General features: G+C 56.0%; 15 protein-coding genes. 6 read left to right on the top strand and 9 right to left on the bottom strand.

Annotation, left to right across the window (positions count from 1 at the left end):
- The 3 genes from AC2LB6_RS23670 to AC2LB6_RS23660 all read left to right on the top strand — a co-directional run.
- On the top strand, positions 1–129 hold a 129-nt coding region (locus AC2LB6_RS23670), incomplete at its 5' end, for a winged helix-turn-helix domain-containing protein (protein ID WP_490095336.1).
- Between the two features lie 2 nt (positions 130–131).
- Positions 132–1,592 carry a two-component system sensor histidine kinase PhoQ gene (phoQ, locus tag AC2LB6_RS23665; protein WP_490095335.1) on the top strand — a complete coding sequence of 487 codons (1,461 nt, stop codon included), beginning with the start codon at positions 132–134 and terminating at the stop codon, positions 1,590–1,592.
- Positions 1,593–1,649: 57 nt separating this feature from the next.
- A complete protein-coding gene (locus tag AC2LB6_RS23660; RefSeq protein WP_490095334.1) occupies positions 1,650–2,777 on the top strand; it encodes a ribosomal protein uL16 3-hydroxylase in 1,128 nt (375 codons plus the stop codon).
- Positions 2,778–2,850: 73 nt separating this feature from the next.
- Here the strand turns inward: AC2LB6_RS23660 and pepT are convergent, their stop codons facing one another.
- The 5 genes from pepT to lolC form a co-directional block, all read right to left on the bottom strand.
- Entirely contained in the window at positions 2,851–4,080 is a 1,230-nt protein-coding gene (gene pepT, locus AC2LB6_RS23655) for a peptidase T (RefSeq protein WP_490095333.1), read from the bottom strand.
- A gap of 224 nt (positions 4,081–4,304) precedes the next feature.
- Positions 4,305–5,138, bottom strand: a complete 834-nt coding sequence (gene cobB, locus AC2LB6_RS23650; protein ID WP_490095332.1) for a Sir2 family NAD+-dependent deacetylase — start codon at positions 5,136–5,138, stop codon at positions 4,305–4,307.
- 146 nt (positions 5,139–5,284) lie between these two features.
- Complete coding sequence (lolE, locus tag AC2LB6_RS23645) at positions 5,285–6,529, bottom strand: lipoprotein-releasing ABC transporter permease subunit LolE (protein ID WP_490095331.1); 1,245 nt, start codon at positions 6,527–6,529, stop codon at positions 5,285–5,287.
- Complete coding sequence (gene lolD / locus AC2LB6_RS23640; protein ID WP_179896044.1) at positions 6,529–7,233, bottom strand: lipoprotein-releasing ABC transporter ATP-binding protein LolD; 705 nt, start codon at positions 7,231–7,233, stop codon at positions 6,529–6,531. The genes lolE and lolD overlap by 1 nt, the downstream gene beginning before the upstream one ends.
- The gene (lolC, locus tag AC2LB6_RS23635; protein WP_490095330.1) at positions 7,226–8,425 is read right to left on the bottom strand and encodes a lipoprotein-releasing ABC transporter permease subunit LolC; all 1,200 of its coding nucleotides are present in this window, start codon (positions 8,423–8,425) and stop codon (positions 7,226–7,228) included. The genes lolD and lolC overlap by 8 nt, the downstream gene beginning before the upstream one ends.
- A 247-nt stretch (positions 8,426–8,672) precedes the next feature.
- Between lolC and AC2LB6_RS23630 the strand changes: the two genes are divergently transcribed.
- Together AC2LB6_RS23630 and mfd are read left to right on the top strand one after the other, a co-directional pair.
- Positions 8,673–8,882 carry a hypothetical protein gene (locus AC2LB6_RS23630; protein WP_090962155.1) on the top strand — a complete coding sequence of 70 codons (210 nt, stop codon included), beginning with the start codon at positions 8,673–8,675 and terminating at the stop codon, positions 8,880–8,882.
- A gap of 228 nt (positions 8,883–9,110) precedes the next feature.
- Positions 9,111–12,554: a transcription-repair coupling factor gene (gene mfd, locus AC2LB6_RS23625; RefSeq protein ID WP_490095329.1), complete on the top strand. Its 3,444-nt coding sequence runs from the start codon at positions 9,111–9,113 to the stop codon at positions 12,552–12,554.
- Between the two features lie 144 nt (positions 12,555–12,698).
- On the opposite strand, the gene AC2LB6_RS23620 is transcribed toward mfd, so the two are convergent.
- Complete coding sequence (locus AC2LB6_RS23620) at positions 12,699–13,241, bottom strand: glycine zipper 2TM domain-containing protein (RefSeq protein ID WP_490095328.1); 543 nt, start codon at positions 13,239–13,241, stop codon at positions 12,699–12,701.
- Positions 13,242–13,656: 415 nt separating this feature from the next.
- Entirely contained in the window at positions 13,657–13,833 is a 177-nt protein-coding gene (locus tag AC2LB6_RS23615) for a hypothetical protein (protein ID WP_490095337.1), read from the bottom strand.
- 410 nt (positions 13,834–14,243) lie between these two features.
- On the opposite strand from AC2LB6_RS23615, the gene AC2LB6_RS23610 reads away from it, so the two are divergent.
- Positions 14,244–14,474 (top strand): SymE family type I addiction module toxin, encoded by a 231-nt coding sequence (locus tag AC2LB6_RS23610; protein WP_490095327.1) that lies wholly within the window; start codon positions 14,244–14,246, stop codon positions 14,472–14,474.
- A gap of 54 nt (positions 14,475–14,528) precedes the next feature.
- On the opposite strand, the gene AC2LB6_RS23605 is transcribed toward AC2LB6_RS23610, so the two are convergent.
- Both AC2LB6_RS23605 and AC2LB6_RS23600 read right to left on the bottom strand, forming a co-directional pair.
- Positions 14,529–14,939, bottom strand: coding sequence for an Imm63 family immunity protein (locus AC2LB6_RS23605; RefSeq protein ID WP_490095326.1), 411 nt, complete (start codon positions 14,937–14,939; stop codon positions 14,529–14,531).
- Position 14,940: 1 nt separating this feature from the next.
- Positions 14,941–16,582, bottom strand: a 1,642-nt coding sequence (locus AC2LB6_RS23600) for a TNT domain-containing protein (RefSeq protein WP_490095325.1), incomplete at its 5' end; no start/stop codon positions are given.

Here is a 16,582-nt window from a genome sequence, read left to right as displayed (position 1 = left end):
GACGCTGAACTGCGTGAAAGCCACACCATCGACGTTCTGATGGGTCGTCTGCGCAAAAAAATTCTGGCGTTGCACCCTACCGACGTGATCGCCACCGTGCGTGGCCAGGGTTACCGCTTTGATCTCTGACCATGTCCTGGTTTAATCGTTATCGCCCTATTTCGCTGCGCGCCCGCTTTCTACTGGCCTCCGCAGCGATAGTTCTGTTCCTCTCCCTCTCTTACGGCATGGTCGCGGTAATTGGCTATGTGGTGAGTTTCGATAAAAACACCTACCGCGTGATGCGCGGCGAGAGCAATCTGTTCTTTACGCTGGCGCAATGGCATGACAACAAGCTCACCATCGCCCAGCCGGAACGGATGACGCTTAACTTTCCGACGCTGGTGTTCATTTACGATGAGCACGGTAAGCTGCTGTGGCAGCAACGCGACGTGCCGGATATCCGCAAAAAGATCCGCCGTGAATGGCTGCTGAAGCCCGACTTCTACGAGATTGATACCAGCAATCGCACCAGCATGGTGGCGATGGGCAATAACGTGAATGCTAAGCAGCGGCTCAACGACTGGGACACTGACAGCAACGACACCTTTACTCACTCAGTTGCCGTTAACCGTTACGATGCCACCACCAATCTGCCTGCGCTCACCATCGTGGTAGTCGACTCGATCCCGCAGGAGTTGCAGCATTCTGATGTTGTCTGGTCATGGTTCAGCTATGTACTGGCGGCCAACCTGATACTGATTATTCCGCTGTTATGGCTGGCGGCGCACTGGAGTCTGCGGCCGATTGGCGCGCTGACGCAACAGGTGCGCGAACTGGAGACCAGCCAGCGAGAGAATCTGGCGGATAATCCACCGCAGGAACTGCGCAGCCTGGTGCGCAACCTCAATCTGCTGCTGACCAATGAGCGACAGCGCTATACCCGCTATCGCACGACTCTTTCTGACCTGACCCACAGCCTGAAAACGCCACTGGCCGTGCTGCAGAGTACCCTGCGTTCACTACGCAACGGCAAAGAGCTGACGGTTGAACAGGCTGAGCCGGTAATGCTGGAGCAGATAAGCCGTATCTCGCAGCAGGTCGGTTACTATTTGCATCGCGCCAGTATGCAGGCTGACCACAATCCGCTGCAGCGCGATATCCATTCCGTTTCCGGTCTGCTCGACAAACTCTGTTCGGCACTCAATAAAGTCTATCAGCGCAAAGGCGTGGCGATTACGCTGGATATCTCACCGGAGCTGTCCTTTATTGGCGACCAGAATGACTTTATGGAAGTGCTGGGTAACGTGCTGGATAACGCCTGCAAGTACTGCCTGGAGTTTATCGAAGTCAGCGCTTTTCAGAGCGAAAATGCACTCCATCTCTATATTGACGACGATGGCCCAGGCATTCCTGAGAGCAAGCGCGATTTAGTGTTTGTCCGGGGTCAGCGCGCCGATACCCTGCGTCCCGGTCAGGGACTGGGCCTGGCGGTGGTGCGCGATATTCTTGAGCAATACGAGGGCAACGTGATCGCCTCCAGCAGCACGCTGGGCGGAACACGCATGGAAGTGGTCTTCCAGCGCCAGGAACCGGAACATCACCGCGAGTAGAAAACCCTCAGGGCTGTTATACTTGCTGGCATTTACAGCCCTAAGCGGAACCCTTTTATGGACTATCAGCTCGATATTAACTGGCCCGATTTTATTCAGCGCTACTGGCAGAAACGCCCGGTAGTGCTGAAGCGTGGTTTTAAAAACTTTGTCGACCCTCTTTCACCGGATGAACTCGCCGGACTGGCGATGGAAAACGAGGTGGATAGCCGCCTGGTCAGTCATCAGGATGGCAAATGGCAGGTCAGCCACGGCCCGTTCGAGAGCTATGATCATCTGGGTGAGAACAACTGGTCGCTGCTGGTCCAGGCGGTCAATCACTGGCATGAACCCTCAGCCGCGCTGATGCGCCCTTTCCGTTTTCTGCCTGACTGGCGTGTCGATGACCTGATGGTGTCATTTGCCGTGCCTGGCGGCGGCGTCGGCCCTCATTTTGATCAGTATGATGTCTTTATTATTCAGGGTACTGGCCGCCGTCGCTGGCGCGTCGGTGAGAAAATGCCGCTGAAGCAGCACTGCCCGCATCCGGACCTGCTGCAGGTGGAACCCTTCGATGCCATCATCGATGAAGAGCTGGAACCGGGCGATATTCTCTACATCCCGCCTGGATTCCCGCATGAAGGCTACTCGCTGGAAAACGCTCTGAACTATTCCGTCGGTTTCCGCGCCCCCAGCGGCCGCGAGTTAATCAGCGGCTTTGCCGATTACGCGCTGGCCAATGAACTGGGCAGCCTTCGTTTCAGTGATCCGGATGTGCCCGCGCGAGATTGCCCGTCGGAGATCCTGCCGCAGGAGATTGAAGGGGTACGTCAGCTGATGATGGATGTGGTCAATCAGCCGGAGCATTTCGCGCAGTGGTTTGGCGAATTTATTTCGCAGTCACGTCACGAACTCGACGTTGCGCCGCCGGAACCGCCTTATCAGCCTGATGAAATTTATGATGCGTTGCAACAGGGTGATGCCCTGAGCCGGTTAGGTGGTCTGCGTGTTCTGACCATTGGCGACGCGGTCTATATCAATGGTGAGCGGGTTGAATGTTCACGCCCTGATGTGATGACGGTTCTGGCGAATCACTATCGCATCACGCTGGAAGATCTGGGTGATGCGCTGGATGACCCCGCCGTTCTGGCGCAGATCGCTGGTCTGGTGAATGCCGGTTACTGGTACTTCGGCGACGACGAATAAAACACAGCGCGCAATCCTGCGCTACTGCTGAATCAAGGCTCTCTGACCGTTATGGCAGAGAGCCTTTTTTCATTTAACTCTTCTTCTGCGCCGCCAGTTCTGACAGACGCACAATCACTTCCACCGACTTCGCCATGATATTCAGCGATGCGAACTCATGCTTGCCGTGATAGTTATAACCGCCGGTAAAGATGTTCGGGCAAGGCAATCCCTTCCACGACAGAGACGAGCCATCTGTGCCACCGCGAATCGGTTTCACTACCGGCTCAATGTTGCAGTCACGCATCGCCTGTAAAGCCAGATCAATGATGTGCGGGAACGGCTCCACTTTTTCACGCATGTTGCGATAGCTGTTAGTGATCTCAACAGTGACCGAACAATCGGGGTGCAGGGTTTTGTTAATCTCCGCGGCGATCTGCAGCAGCGTCTGTTTACGCTGTTCAAAACTCTCTGTTTCGAAGTCACGAATGATATAGAGCATCTCGGCGTGCTCTACACTGCCTTTGATCTGATGCAGATGGTAGAAACCCTCATAGCCTTCGGTGTACTGCGGCTTTTCGCCAGCCGGGACCGCGGCATGAAACTGGTTTGCCAGATCCAGCGCATTGACCATTACCCCTTTGGCGGAGCCAGGGTGCACGTTGTTACCGACGATTTTGACTGTGGCCGAAGCAGCATTGAAGTTCTCATATTCGAACTCACCTAAATCACTGCCGTCAATGGTGTAGGCCCAGTCAGCGGCAAAGCCTTCCACATCAAAGTGTGAGGTGCCGCGACCGATCTCTTCATCGGGCGTAAAGGCGACGCGGATCGCACCGTGCGGCGTGTCGCTCTTTGCCAGTTGCGCCATCGCCGTCATGATCTCGGCGATACCCGCTTTGTCATCCGCGCCCAGCAGAGTTTTACCATCGGTAGTAATCAGCGTATGCCCGATCAGCTTGTGCAGCACCGGGAACATCACTGGCGAGAGAATCTCGTTGCCGTTACCCAGCGCAATATCTCCGCCGCGATAATTTTCAATGATCTGCGGATTCACATGTTTCGCCGTAAAGTCAGGCGAGGTATCCATGTGGGAGATGAAACCAATGACCGGCGTCGGCCAGTCAACGTTGGCGGGCAAGGTGCCCATGACGCAGCAGTGATCGCTTAAGGAGACATCGACAAAACCCAGTGCCAGCAGCTCTTCCTGCAGCTGACGCGCCAGCGTCCACTGCCCTTCACTGCTAGGCACCTGACGCGCCTGCGGCTTAGCCTGTGTCTCAACTGCCACATAACTCAAAAAGCGCTCAAGTAACTGTTCCATAGCCCATCCTTTATAAGTGCCGTCCGGTATTATTCACAGACCCGGCGGTCACAACGTTGCGTAAAATCATTCGCAGACAGGTTAGCGCTGTCGATGCCCCTTGGGAAAGCAATAAGCCCGAAAAAAACGACTGATGACGAGATTGTTGCGGCAAACCTCGCCATGTGGATAACCCTCCCCACATGGTTACCAAAAAAGCAGGGGGCGGCCATAGCCACCCCCTATTACTTATAAAGACCGCGCAACAGCTTATGCACGAACTCCGGCACCACTTCGCTCGCCAGACCGTAATGCCGCTCGGCAAATTCGTTGCCCACCTGGCTCGTCTCCAGGTTCAGCTCAACGGTGTGCGCGCCCTGCAGTTTCGCTTCATGAACGAAGCCCGCAGCGGGATAAACATGGCCTGAGGTGCCGATAGCGATAAAGTAATCGGCCTGTTCCAGCGCCTGATAGATCTGCTCCATGCCCAGCGGCATCTCACCAAACCACACCACGTGCGGCCGCAGCGCGGAGGGGAACTGGCAGCAGGTGCAGCGATCGTCCGGCGTAATATCGCCGGTCCACTCAATCACCTGACCACTGGTGACACAGCGCACTTTTAACAGCTCACCGTGCATATGCAGCACCCGGCTGTTCCCTGCACGCTCGTGCAGATTGTCGATGTTTTGCGTGACCAGCAGAAAGTTATCGCCTAACACCTGCTCCATCTCTGCCAGCGCCAGATGGGCGGCATTGGGCTGAATCTCCGCCTCCTGCAGCTGCTGGCGGCGCGCATTGTAAAAACGCTGCACCAGCGCGGGATCGCGCTGAAAGCCTTCGGGCGTCGCAACATCTTCAACGTGATGCTCTTCCCACAGGCCGTCAGCCGCGCGGAAGGTCCGGATGCCGGACTCCGCTGAGATACCTGCCCCGGTCAGCACCACAACATGCGGCTGAGGATGGGCGGCCAGTTCGGCCTGACGATCGCGCTCAAAAATGCGCTGGCGAAAGCGCTGATGCACTTTTCTCCGGGTTTTCTTCAGGCGGGCAAGTCGTATGCGGCGACGTGGTGTACGCATAAAATCTCCTGGCGTAGCAGCTGCGGCGAGCCGCTCTAAACAGATTCCGGGTCAACATCACCCGATAGTAACGGTTGCTGAGGGCACAACCCTACAGCAAAGGTCTTAAACAGATGCGGCGCGAAAAGGATTCGCGCCGCATTTCATCACTGACCGCTTAATACCCGAGCCGGGTCAATGCGGCTGGCGCGTCTGGCGGGATACCAGCTGGCCAGCAGACTTAGCAGAATCGCGGTGATCAATACTGAGAGCACATCAATCCAGTGCAGTTCCGAGGGCAGGAAATCAATGAAGTAGATATCACCCGCCAGCAGGTGATGACCGGTAATTGACTCCAGCCCGCGCACCAGAGAGGTCAGGTTCAGCGCCACCAGCACGCCCGCGACCACGCCGCTGACGCTGCCCAGCAGGCCGGCCAGCAAACCGTACCAGATAAAGATGGCGCGAATCAGCCGGTCTTTAGCGCCGAGTGTACGCAGCACCGCAATGTCACTGCTCTTATCTTTTACCGCCATGACCAGCGTAGAGACGATGTTAAAGCAGGCGACGCCAATCACCAGCACCATCGCCAGATACATAATGGCGCGGATCATCTGAATGTCGCGGTACATATAGCCGTAAGTGCCAATCCAGCTCTTGATGTAGACGTAAGAGCGGGTCGCTTCACCAGCATCGCGCACCAGTTTCACCGCCTGGAACGGGTCGGTCATCTTCAGGGCGATGCCGGAGACGCTGTCACCCATATCCAGATAGTTCTGCGCATCGGCCAGCGGCACCAGCGCCAGACTGTGATCGAGCATGCCGCTCAGTTGCAGGATCCCGCTGACCTGCAGCCGGATACGTTTTGGCTGCAGCAGTTTGTTATCACCATCATTGTTAGGGATCATGATGGTGATCCAGTCGCCCTGCTTCACGTTGAGTGATTTAGCGATGCCACCGCCCAGAATGATCTGCTGCTTACCGGCGGCAAAAGAGGACCAGGCGTTATCGGCCACAAACTGTGGGAGTGCGCTGAGGCGCGGCTCCTGTGCCGGATCGACGCCCTTCACCTGCAGCGCTTCCAGCCTGGCACCGCTCTCAATCAGGCCGGTGAAGTTCACGTAAGGGGCAGCCGCCGCAATGCCGGGTACCTTTTCAATCGGGGCAATCATCGACTGCCAGTGCTGAAACGGCTGATTGACCGCCTCAATCTCACCGTGCGGCACCACCGCCAGAATGCGGTTGTTCAGCTCACGCTCAAAACCGTTCATGGCGCTCAGACCGATAATCAGTACCGCCACGCCCAGCGCAATCCCGATAGTGGAGATCACCGAAATCAGCGAGACCATGCCGCCACGACGGCGGCCACGGCTAAAGCGCAGGCCCAGCAACAGGGATAACGACGAACCCATTACAGCGCTCCTGCCATGGTGAGCTGATCGCTTAACTGACCATCACGCATCTCCATCTGACGCGTCATGCGTTTTGCCAGCATCAGATCGTGAGTCACCACCAGAAACGCGGTGCCCTGACGGACGTTCAGTTCGCCCAGCAATTCAAAAATAGCGTCGGCATTACGCGCATCCAGGTTGCCGGTTGGCTCATCGGCCATTACCAGACGTGGACGGTTCACCAGCGCACGGGCGATCGCCACGCGCTGGCGTTCGCCGCCTGACAGTTCAGACGGGCGGTGTGCAGCGCGATGGTCCAGCCCGACCGCAGCCAGCATCTCACGTGCGCGATCCTGCGCTTCTGCTTTGGCGGTTTTGCCAATCAGCAGCGGCATCGCCACGTTCTCCAGCGCGCTGAAGTCTGGCAGCAGATGGTGAAACTGATAGATAAAGCCCAGCTCGCGGTTACGCAGCTCGGCTTTGGCCGACGAGGACATGGCATTCAGTGACTGACCATCAAACACCACGTCGCCCGACGTCGGTGCATCCAGGCCGCCCAGCAGATGCAGCAGCGTACTTTTACCGGAACCGGAGCTGCCGACAATCGCCGTCAGTTCACCGGGCTGGAGGCTGAAAGCCACATTGCGCAGCACATCGGTCTGCACGCTGCCTTCCTGATAGCGTTTGCACAGGTCGCGGCACTGCAACAAAGGAGTGTTACTCATAACGTAAAGCCTCAGCAGGTTGAACGGCGGCAGCGCGCCACGAAGGATAGAGCGTAGACAACAGCGCCACAATCATCGCGCTGAGGGCGATGGTGACCACCTGCCACACATTAATATCAACCGGCAATGCGGCGCCATCAAGGAACAGGCCAATCACCGGCATTAAGTTGTTGAGCTGGCTGGCGAGCAGAACACCAAGCAGCGTGCCGAGCAGCGTGCCGATAATCCCGGCACTGGCACCCTGCACCATAAACACCGCCACTATTTGCCGCCGCGTCAGGCCCTGGGTTTGCAGGATCGCCACTTCGCCCTGCTTCTCCATGATCAGCAGGCCTAACGAGGTGATGATGTTAAAGGCGGCTACGGCGATAATCAGGCTCAACAGCAGGCCCATCATATTCTTCTCCATGCGCACCGCCTGGAAGAGATCGCCTTTGCGCTCGCGCCAGTCTTTCCAGACCATGCCCGCGGGCAGTGTCTGCTGACTCAGACTGTCAACCGACAGCGGTTTATCCAGCCACAGTCGCCAGCCGGTAATATTCCCGGCCGGATAGCGCATCACGCGCGACGCATCCTGAAGATTAACCAGAATCTGGTAACCATCGACTTCACTGTTGGCGGCATAGGTGCCCGCCACCGTAAACAGACGCTGGCTCGGTACACGTCCCATCGGCGTGAACTGGCTGACCGACGGCACCATCAGACGCAGCTGATCGCCACGTTTTACGCCAAGCTGTGACGCCAGCTGTTCGCCGAGGATCACATTGTACTGCCCGGCCTGCAGCACGCTCTGCTGGGTATTCACCAGGAACGACGTCAGCGGATCTTTTTCATCCGGGTTAATGCCCAGCATCACGCCAACGGAGACGCTGCGCGGGCTTTGCAGCACCACATTGGCGGTGGTAAGCGGCGCGATGCGGTTAACGCCCTGCAGATTCAGCGAGGCGGCGGGTTGCTGTTGGGGATTGAGACTGCCTTTGTCGCTGGTAATCAGCGCCTGAGGCATCAGGCCAAGAATATTGCCTTCGAGTTCACGCTCAAAACCGTTCATCACCGATAACACGGTGACCATCGCCAGCACGCCGAGCGTAATGCCAATCGTTGAGAGCCAGGAGACAAAGCGACCGAAGCGATCCGATGCTCGTCCGCGCATATAACGCAGACCGATAAATAGCGCGACAGGTTGATACATGGAATCCAGTAAGCCGTTGCCTGAAAATAGATAGTGGGATGATAAAGGAGCGGCTGGCTTTATGAAACCTCTAACCCTCTGAGTCGGCAGCAAAGTTGCATCCGGATGCGTCATCTTTTACGCCAAAGCCGCGGAATAGCCGATAAAGCCGCCGCTTATTGGCTGATTATTCAGCGCCAGGTCGGGTAGACTACAATCAGTAAGAGAGTAAAGGGTGATTGTTCGCCATGCAGTAGAGGGTGCGACCATGTTGAAATTTCCCAAAGGCAGCATCGTTAAACATAAATCCGGGGAGATCAGAGGCGAAATCATCAACGTCTTTGAGCAGGGAGACGCACCAGCCGGCTACTACGTGAAGTGGGACGACGGCAACCTCAGCTATCATCCTGAGCAGGAGTTATCCTGGGCAAATATCGACCGCCCACGCATGCATTACACACAGCAATCCATAAAATAAAATGCCCGTTTAACCCCGTCGCTGCATGGCGACGGCGGTTTTTTCTGATCCCTCCTCAGACTCCGTCTATCCTCTCTCTATCCGCTGCATTACCCCTGACGCCGGGTAATGGCTGACCGATCCCCCGGTTGAGCGCGGCGCGGCAGGAAAATTGTGCCGCAAAGGTGATCCCCCTGACATAATATGGAATGATTACGTCCTGGAAAAATGGAGCAACCCCGAGATCCCATGCCCGAACAGACTCGTTATACCCTGCCCGTTAAATCCGGCGATCACCGCCAGCTCGGCCAGTTAATCGGCGCTGCGCACGCGGTGGAGTGTGCCAGCATTACCGAACGCCATGCTGGCCCGGTATTGATGATTACCCCCGATACCCAAACCGCCCTGCGTCTGCTGGATGAGATCCGCCAGTTTACCGATCTGCCGGTGGCACACCTCGCCGACTGGGAAACGCTGCCCTACGACAGCTTCTCGCCGCATCAGGATATTATCTCTGCGCGCCTGTCGACCCTCTACCAGCTGCCGGTAATGCAGCGCGGTATGCTGATCATGCCGGTCAATACCCTGATGCAGCGTGTCTGCCCGCACAGTTTCCTGCACGGCCATGCGCTGGTGATGAAACAGGGACAAAAACTGTCACGCGACCGCCTGCGCGATCAGCTTGAGCAAGCTGGTTATCGCCATGTCGATCAGGTGATGGAGCACGGTGAATACGCCACGCGTGGCGCCCTGCTCGACCTGTTCCCGATGGGCAGCGATCAGCCCTACCGCATCGACTTTTTCGATGATGAGATCGACAGCCTGCGCCTGTTCGACGTCGACAGTCAGCGAACGCTGGAAGCGGTGCCGGAGATCAACCTGCTGCCTGCGCATGAGTTCCCCAGCGACAAAGCCGCCATCGAACTGTTCCGCAGCCGCTGGCGCGAAATTTTTGATGTGCGCCGCGAGTCGGAGCATGTCTATCAGCAGGTGAGTAAAGGTACGCTACCTGCGGGCATCGAATACTGGCAGCCGCTGTTTTTTGAACAGCCGTTACCCAGCCTGTTCAGCTATTTGCCGGACAACACCCTGATTGTGAACTGCGGCGATCTGGAAGGCAGCGCCAGCCGCTTCTGGCAGGATGCCGAGGCGCGTTATGAGAACCGCCGTGTTGATCCGATGCGTCCCTTGCTGGAGCCGGTCAGCCTGTGGCTGCGTCCCGATGCGTTAATGGGTGAGCTGAAAGCCTGGCCGCGCATCCAGATGACCAATGAGGTACTGCCCGCCAAAGCGGCGAATACCAATCTCGGTTATACCCCGCTGCCCGATCTGGCCGTACAGGCGCAGGCCAAAGCGCCGCTCGATCATCTGCGTCAGTTTATTGAAACCTTCAGCGGTGCGGTGGTCTTCTCAGTAGAAAGTGAAGGCCGTCGCGAGAGCCTGCAGGAGTTACTGGCCCGCATTAAACTGCGTCCTCAGCCAGTGCATCGGCTTGATGAAATCGTCGAAGATCGTTTCAGCCTGATGATTGGTGCCAGCGAGCGCGGCTTCATTGATACCCTGGGCAATCGGGCGCTGATTTGCGAAAGCGATCTGCTGGGCGAACGCGTCAGCCGTCGCCGTCAGGATACCCGCCGCACCATCAATCCGGACATCCTGATCCGTAACCTGGCAGAGCTGAGTCCCGGCCAGCCGGTAGTGCATCTGGAGCACGGTGTCGGTCGCTATATCGGCCTGACTACGCTGGAAGCGGGCGGCATTGAGGCGGAATACCTGATGCTCTCCTACGCCAACGACGCAAAACTCTATGTGCCGGTTTCGTCGCTGCACCTGATCAGCCGCTATGCGGGTGGCGCGGACGATAACGCCCCGCTGCATAAACTGGGCAGCGATGCCTGGTCACGCGCACGGCAGAAAGCGGCGGAGAAAGTACGTGATGTGGCGGCTGAACTGCTGGATATCTATGCTCAGCGCGCCGCCAAAACTGGCTTTGCCTTCAGGCATAATCGTGAGCAGTATCAGCTGTTCTGCGAAAGCTTCCCGTTTGAAACCACACCGGATCAGGCGCAGGCAATCAACGCGGTGCTGAGTGATATGTGCCAGCCGCTGGCGATGGACCGACTGGTGTGCGGCGACGTCGGCTTCGGTAAAACCGAAGTGGCAATGCGCGCTGCGTTTCTGGCGATTGAAAACCATAAACAGGTGGCCGTGCTGGTGCCAACCACCCTGCTGGCCCAGCAGCACTACGATAACTTCCGCGATCGCTTCGCTAACTGGCCGGTTCGCATTGAGATGCTGTCCCGTTTCCGTACCGCCAAAGAGCAGACGCAGGTATTGGAACAGGCCAGCGACGGCAAGATCGACATTTTAATCGGCACCCATAAGCTGCTGATGAGCGACCTCAAATGGCACGATCTCGGCCTGCTGATTGTTGATGAAGAGCACCGCTTCGGGGTGCGTCACAAAGAGCGCATCAAGGCGATGCGTGCCGATGTGGACATTCTGACCCTGACCGCAACCCCGATCCCGCGTACCCTGAATATGGCCATGAGCGGCATGCGCGATCTCTCGATTATCGCCACACCGCCTGCCCGCCGCTTAGCGGTGAAAACCTTTGTGCGTGAATTTGACGATCTGGTGATCCGCGAAGCGATCCTGCGTGAGGTTCTGCGTGGCGGCCAGGTCTATTACCTCTACAACGACGTTGAAAATATTGAGAAAGCGGCGCAGCGTCTCAGCGATCTGGTGCCGGAAGCGCGTGTCGCGATTGGTCATGGCCAGATGCGTGAGCGTGACCTGGAACGGGTGATGAACGATTTTCACCATCAGCGTTTCAACGTGCTGGTCTGTACCACCATTATCGAAACCGGTATCGACATTCCGACCGCCAATACCATCATCATTGAGCGGGCCGATCACTTTGGCCTGGCGCAGCTGCATCAGCTGCGTGGTCGCGTTGGCCGTTCGCATCATCAGGCTTATGCCTGGCTGTTAACGCCGCATCCGAAGTCGATGACCGCCGATGCGCATAAACGTCTTGAGGCGATCGCTTCACTGGAAGATCTGGGGGCCGGTTTTGCGCTGGCTACGCACGACCTGGAGATTCGCGGTGCTGGCGAGCTGCTAGGTGATGAGCAGAGCGGACAGATGGAGACGCTGGGCTTCACACTCTATATGGAGCTGCTGGAAAATGCAGTCGATGCGCTGAAAGAGGGTCGCGAGCCGTCACTGGAAGATCTCACCAGTAACCAGACTGAAGTCGAACTGCGGATGCCCGCCCTGCTGCCCGAGACCTTTATCCCGGATGTCAGCACCCGTCTTTCTCTCTACAAACGCATCGCCAGCGCCGAGGCTGAAGAGGAGTTGCAGGAGCTGAAGGTTGAGATGATTGACCGCTTCGGCCTGCTGCCCGACCCGGCGCGTAACCTGCTGGATGTGGCGATTATCCGGCTGAAGGCCCGCGCTGTCGGCCTGCGTAAGATCGAAGCCAGCGACAAAGGCGGTTATTTCGATTTCGCGCCGAAGAACAAGGTGGATCCAACATGGCTGATTAGCCTGCTGCAGAAAGAGCCTCAGCAGTGGAAGCTGGATGGACCGACACGCCTGCGTTTTACCCGTGAGCTATCGGAAAGGAAGGTGCGGCTTGAGTGGGTGCATGGCTTTGTCTCACAACTGGCTGAGCATCAGGCGTAATGTCCCTGCCCGCGCATTACTGAGCTAATCGGTAAAGCGCGGGAAATGGCGATAAAAAAAGGCGCATCCCTAAGATGCGCCTTTTTCATTACTTCAGTATTACGTTGTGCTGTGTGGCCGCGTGAGCGGCAAAGCTTTGCCCAATTACGCCTGATCGCCGTTGAGAACCAGCTGACCATTGCGATCCAGTGGAATACGCGTGCCGGGGTCATTTTCCATACGGATTTTACCCTGTTGATCGCCTATTTTATAGGTCACGTCATATCCCAGTTTTTTCTCTTGTTTGTCGTAAACTGTTTTGCAGCGCTGTTCGGTTGTGGTGTAAGTATCCCGATCCTGCAGTCCGCCCTGGACCTGATTACCGGCATAACCTCCCGCTACCGCACCCGCTACTGTCGCTACATCCCTGCCGCGACCGCCACCAAACTGGTGACCCAGCACTCCACCTGCCACTGCACCTAATACAGAGCCAGCAAGACGATTTTCATCCTGTACGGCCCGACGGTGAGTCAGCGTGACATTACGGCACTCCTGACGTGGCTGTTTGATGCTCTCTTTGATCGGCGTTGCAGCCAGCACCTGAGCGTATTGAGGACCGCGATCAAACACATTCATGCCTGCTACGGCTGCAACACCCAGCGCTGCTGCTACACCAATACCGATACCCGCTAACATTGATTTATTCACAGGAAGTTCCTCCTGAAAAGTGTTACCGCGCAATCCTGCTGCTAAAGCATCCTCGTTAACTGAGGCATAACCGGCGTGCGCGACGCGCCGTGTTTGTTGAGATGAAGTTTTACAGATGGACCGAAAATGCAACATCAGATAAATGGAGGAAATGAGTCGCTTCGCTATCAGGGCCAGCTTTTAGGAGAGTTCTGAGGTTGGAAAAGCAACAGAAATAACCCAGCAATGAAGAAGATTGTAGGGGAGGGTTTAAAGTCATTAAGATAGTCACCTGCTTTCCATGATAGATTATTCTTCGCCGTATTAGTCGCCACATTTTCTGCTTTCGCAGCAGCAGCTTCCGCCGCTGTCTTCCGCCCCACCGGCTCCCACTCCGCCCGGGACGATAGTCTCTGAAGCTTGAAGCCCAAGATTATTAATACATAACGGTGTTGCCGATGTTGGTGATGTCGTTGCGGGCGTTCAGCGCCACGCTACCGCCCCCGATCAACGCGCCGTCGCCGGTTAAGTCACCCTGTTTTACCTTCGCATAAACCTGCGGCACCAGTACGGTCTGCCGTGTGCCATCCGACAGCGTGACTCTGATTAACAAAGCCGCGGATCGGCCTCGACCAGGTAGTGGCTGTCGCTGCCGATCGCACTCGAAACGGCTGCATTCACAAGCGGTGAAATCCCTTTGTTACCGGTTTTGGCAAAGATACGGGCGTGATCCGGCAGATAGACTGACGGGGGTTCACAGCATGAAAGGCTCTCCGCAACAGATAGTACAGAAGGCCACAGCAAGAAAAGATAAGCGAATTGCGGACCGGAAAAAAGAATCCATTTTCAGAGGCGCCTCGCAGTTTATTACCTGGCTTTAAGCGAGTTTACCCGGCAGAAGGTGTATATTTGAACAGGAGAAAACGGAACAGGAAGAGCACAACGAGAGATTTTTTAGCGCGGACTGAGGGTGTCTCACCACCGACAGCCCGCTGACCATAAGCAACTAACGAGGAGTTGATCATGGCTGACACGCATCATAAGTCAGATACCCGCACGCCCACAACCGCCGCAAGCAAATCGCAGGCGCATTATTACAAAGTGGGGTACCGGCCTAATAAAGGCCAGCCGAATCCGCTTCCACAGCTGACCATTAAAGGTCGATGGCTGGAGGCGCTGGGATTTACGACCGGGCAGAAGATCGAGGTGATCACCGGGCCGGGGCAGTTGATCATCCGGCTGGCTGGGGTGTAATCGACAAGTAAAGACATCCCGGCTCGGTAGCCGGGATTAATTGAATTAAAAGTATTAGTAGAGGCTATCGTCGTAAGGACTGGCAGCAAGAGTTTTTTCAATTTCATCTTCTGCTTTTGATTTCCATGACGAATTCATTTTCGTCATTAGCTCAATATAATTTGGAAAAGCAATACGCCTTCCATCTCTACCCCCAATACGATTTTCTAATTCATATTGAAATGCGATCTTATAAGCAAGCTCTGACATAATCCAATAAAGTAGCTCATCTGTTGAATCTGTAACCTTTCTGGAGAACTCATATCCTCTTTCGGAACAAATGTAATTATACTTTTCGTTCTCAAATGAAATATAAGGAGTTCCATCACCAATAGGAGCTGTACAAAGATTAACTGAAAGCCTTGGCAGGCCTGCTTTGAAAATCAGTTCATCAACTTTCTTTTGCAATTCCTCAATACTTAGCATATTAGTGAACCTCACGGATATATTCATTTTTCAGAAGCCATTCAACATTCACACGCTCTTGCATATTAGGCAGAATCTGAATGCCTCCTCCAGCCTCACCGAAAGCAGGGGCTATTTTTCCTTGTATGACTGGCAAAGGTTTAATGACCTCATATTCATAATATTTTTCTGCGCCCGCTCCAGGAGCAAGAGCGCGCTGTTCATAAGGAGTTCCCTTAGGTGCCAGGAAAGACCTACTTGGTTCTCCATACCTATCCAAACGAGTACCTACAGGAAGCGTTGTTTTAACTGGTTCTTCGGCAAAACCTAATTTTGCAGGCCAGTTCCAGTCTCCACTTTCATTACGGTATTTATCGTACTGTGACCATCCTGAAGCTTCCTCGTCAACAGCAATTCTATTTGGCTCTGCTGTTCTTCCCGTTGAAGGCTGAGATTGTTGTTTAGCTGAACTCTCTTTTGTCGGTTCCTTAATTACACTCTTCAGCCCATAAGCACCAGCCAGAGCGGCAGTCAGCTCCTGAGTTTGCATTGCTGTATCATAACGGCCTGCTGCTGTTTCCCAGCTTACACCGGAGGCCTTTGCTATTGCTGTGATGGCCTGGTCGCGGCTGATGCTGCCTGCATCCAGTCCCTGCAAAACACCTTCCAGATTTTTCACATCCTGTGGGTATAAATCTTTGTACAATAATGAGTAGGTGGCATTTTCACCGTACTTCTTCAGTGCATCCTGTGCCGGGCCAATCAGAGCACCACAGGCCGCTCCACCTTTATTGCCATCAGTGCAGGCCGATTTTATTGCTTTATTACGCGCTTTATCTGACTGATTAATATCTGCCAGTTCTTTCGTTTCAGCCGATGTCAGTTCCTGTTTCAGGTAGTCGCGCTTCGTCTCCAGCTGTCTCTTTCTGTCGGCTTCCTGAACGCTCAGCCAGTTATTCTCAACCGCATTTCTCCCCGCCTGCGCGCCCGCCACCGCACCGCCCGCGCTGTCTCCGGCAATGCCGCCCGCCAGGCCCGCCGCCAGCGTGCCCAGCGCGCTGATGGTCTGCCGCTGCTCCTCACTCAGGTCTTCGCGCTTGACCCCCGGATACATCTGCTGCGCGATGTACTCGCCCATCGCCGCACCAGAGGCGCCCGCCAGTGCCGGATTTCCCGATGCGTATGACGTCACCGCACCCACCACAGCGTGCGCTATCAGGTTCGCCTGAACGTTCACCACGTCCTTGCCGTCCGGGCCTTTCGTGGTCGTAAGCTTATGTATCTGCTCCGCCAGATAAGGTGCGGCCGCACCGCTCAATGCCTGGGCAATGTTGCCCCCCGCCAGCCCCTGTATCGCCGCGGTCGCCGCGCTGATACCCTGCTGAACCGACCCGCCGGTTCCCTGGCCTGTAGCCAGCATCTCCCGGTTGTACAGCGTCTGATAGACCTGTCCGGTGATGTCGGCCGCGGTCGGCTCCAGACCCGGATTCGCTTTCCGCCACTGCGCTTCGGCGTCCTTCTTCTGGTCCGGCGAGATGTTCTTCATCTTCTCCGTGGCCGCTCTGGTCGCCGCAATCTCGCCCTGCGTCCGCGCGATGTCGCCCGCCTGGCTGCCGATTTCCGCCAGCAGCTGCGCCGTCTCCATCCGCCGCTGCTCTTTATCC

Source organism: Pantoea sp. RCC30.1, from assembly GCF_058148845.1.
The sequence above is the reverse complement of the archived record's forward strand: the minus strand, read 5'-3'. Positions and strand labels throughout refer to the sequence as shown.

Coding starts and splice junctions, on each gene's coding strand:
- phoQ (WP_490095335.1), top strand. CDS start 132: ATGTCCTGGTTTAATCGTTATCGCCCTATTTCGCTGCGCGCCCGCTTT.
- mfd (WP_490095329.1), top strand. CDS start 9,111: ATGCCCGAACAGACTCGTTATACCCTGCCCGTTAAATCCGGCGATCAC.
- AC2LB6_RS23630 (WP_090962155.1), top strand. CDS start 8,673: ATGTTGAAATTTCCCAAAGGCAGCATCGTTAAACATAAATCCGGGGAG.
- lolE (WP_490095331.1), bottom strand. CDS start 6,529: ATGGGTTCGTCGTTATCCCTGTTGCTGGGCCTGCGCTTTAGCCGTGGC.
- AC2LB6_RS23660 (WP_490095334.1), top strand. CDS start 1,650: ATGGACTATCAGCTCGATATTAACTGGCCCGATTTTATTCAGCGCTAC.
- AC2LB6_RS23605 (WP_490095326.1), bottom strand. CDS start 14,939: ATGCTAAGTATTGAGGAATTGCAAAAGAAAGTTGATGAACTGATTTTC.
- AC2LB6_RS23610 (WP_490095327.1), top strand. CDS start 14,244: ATGGCTGACACGCATCATAAGTCAGATACCCGCACGCCCACAACCGCC.
- lolC (WP_490095330.1), bottom strand. CDS start 8,425: ATGTATCAACCTGTCGCGCTATTTATCGGTCTGCGTTATATGCGCGGA.
- cobB (WP_490095332.1), bottom strand. CDS start 5,138: ATGCGTACACCACGTCGCCGCATACGACTTGCCCGCCTGAAGAAAACC.
- lolD (WP_179896044.1), bottom strand. CDS start 7,233: ATGAGTAACACTCCTTTGTTGCAGTGCCGCGACCTGTGCAAACGCTAT.
- pepT (WP_490095333.1), bottom strand. CDS start 4,080: ATGGAACAGTTACTTGAGCGCTTTTTGAGTTATGTGGCAGTTGAGACA.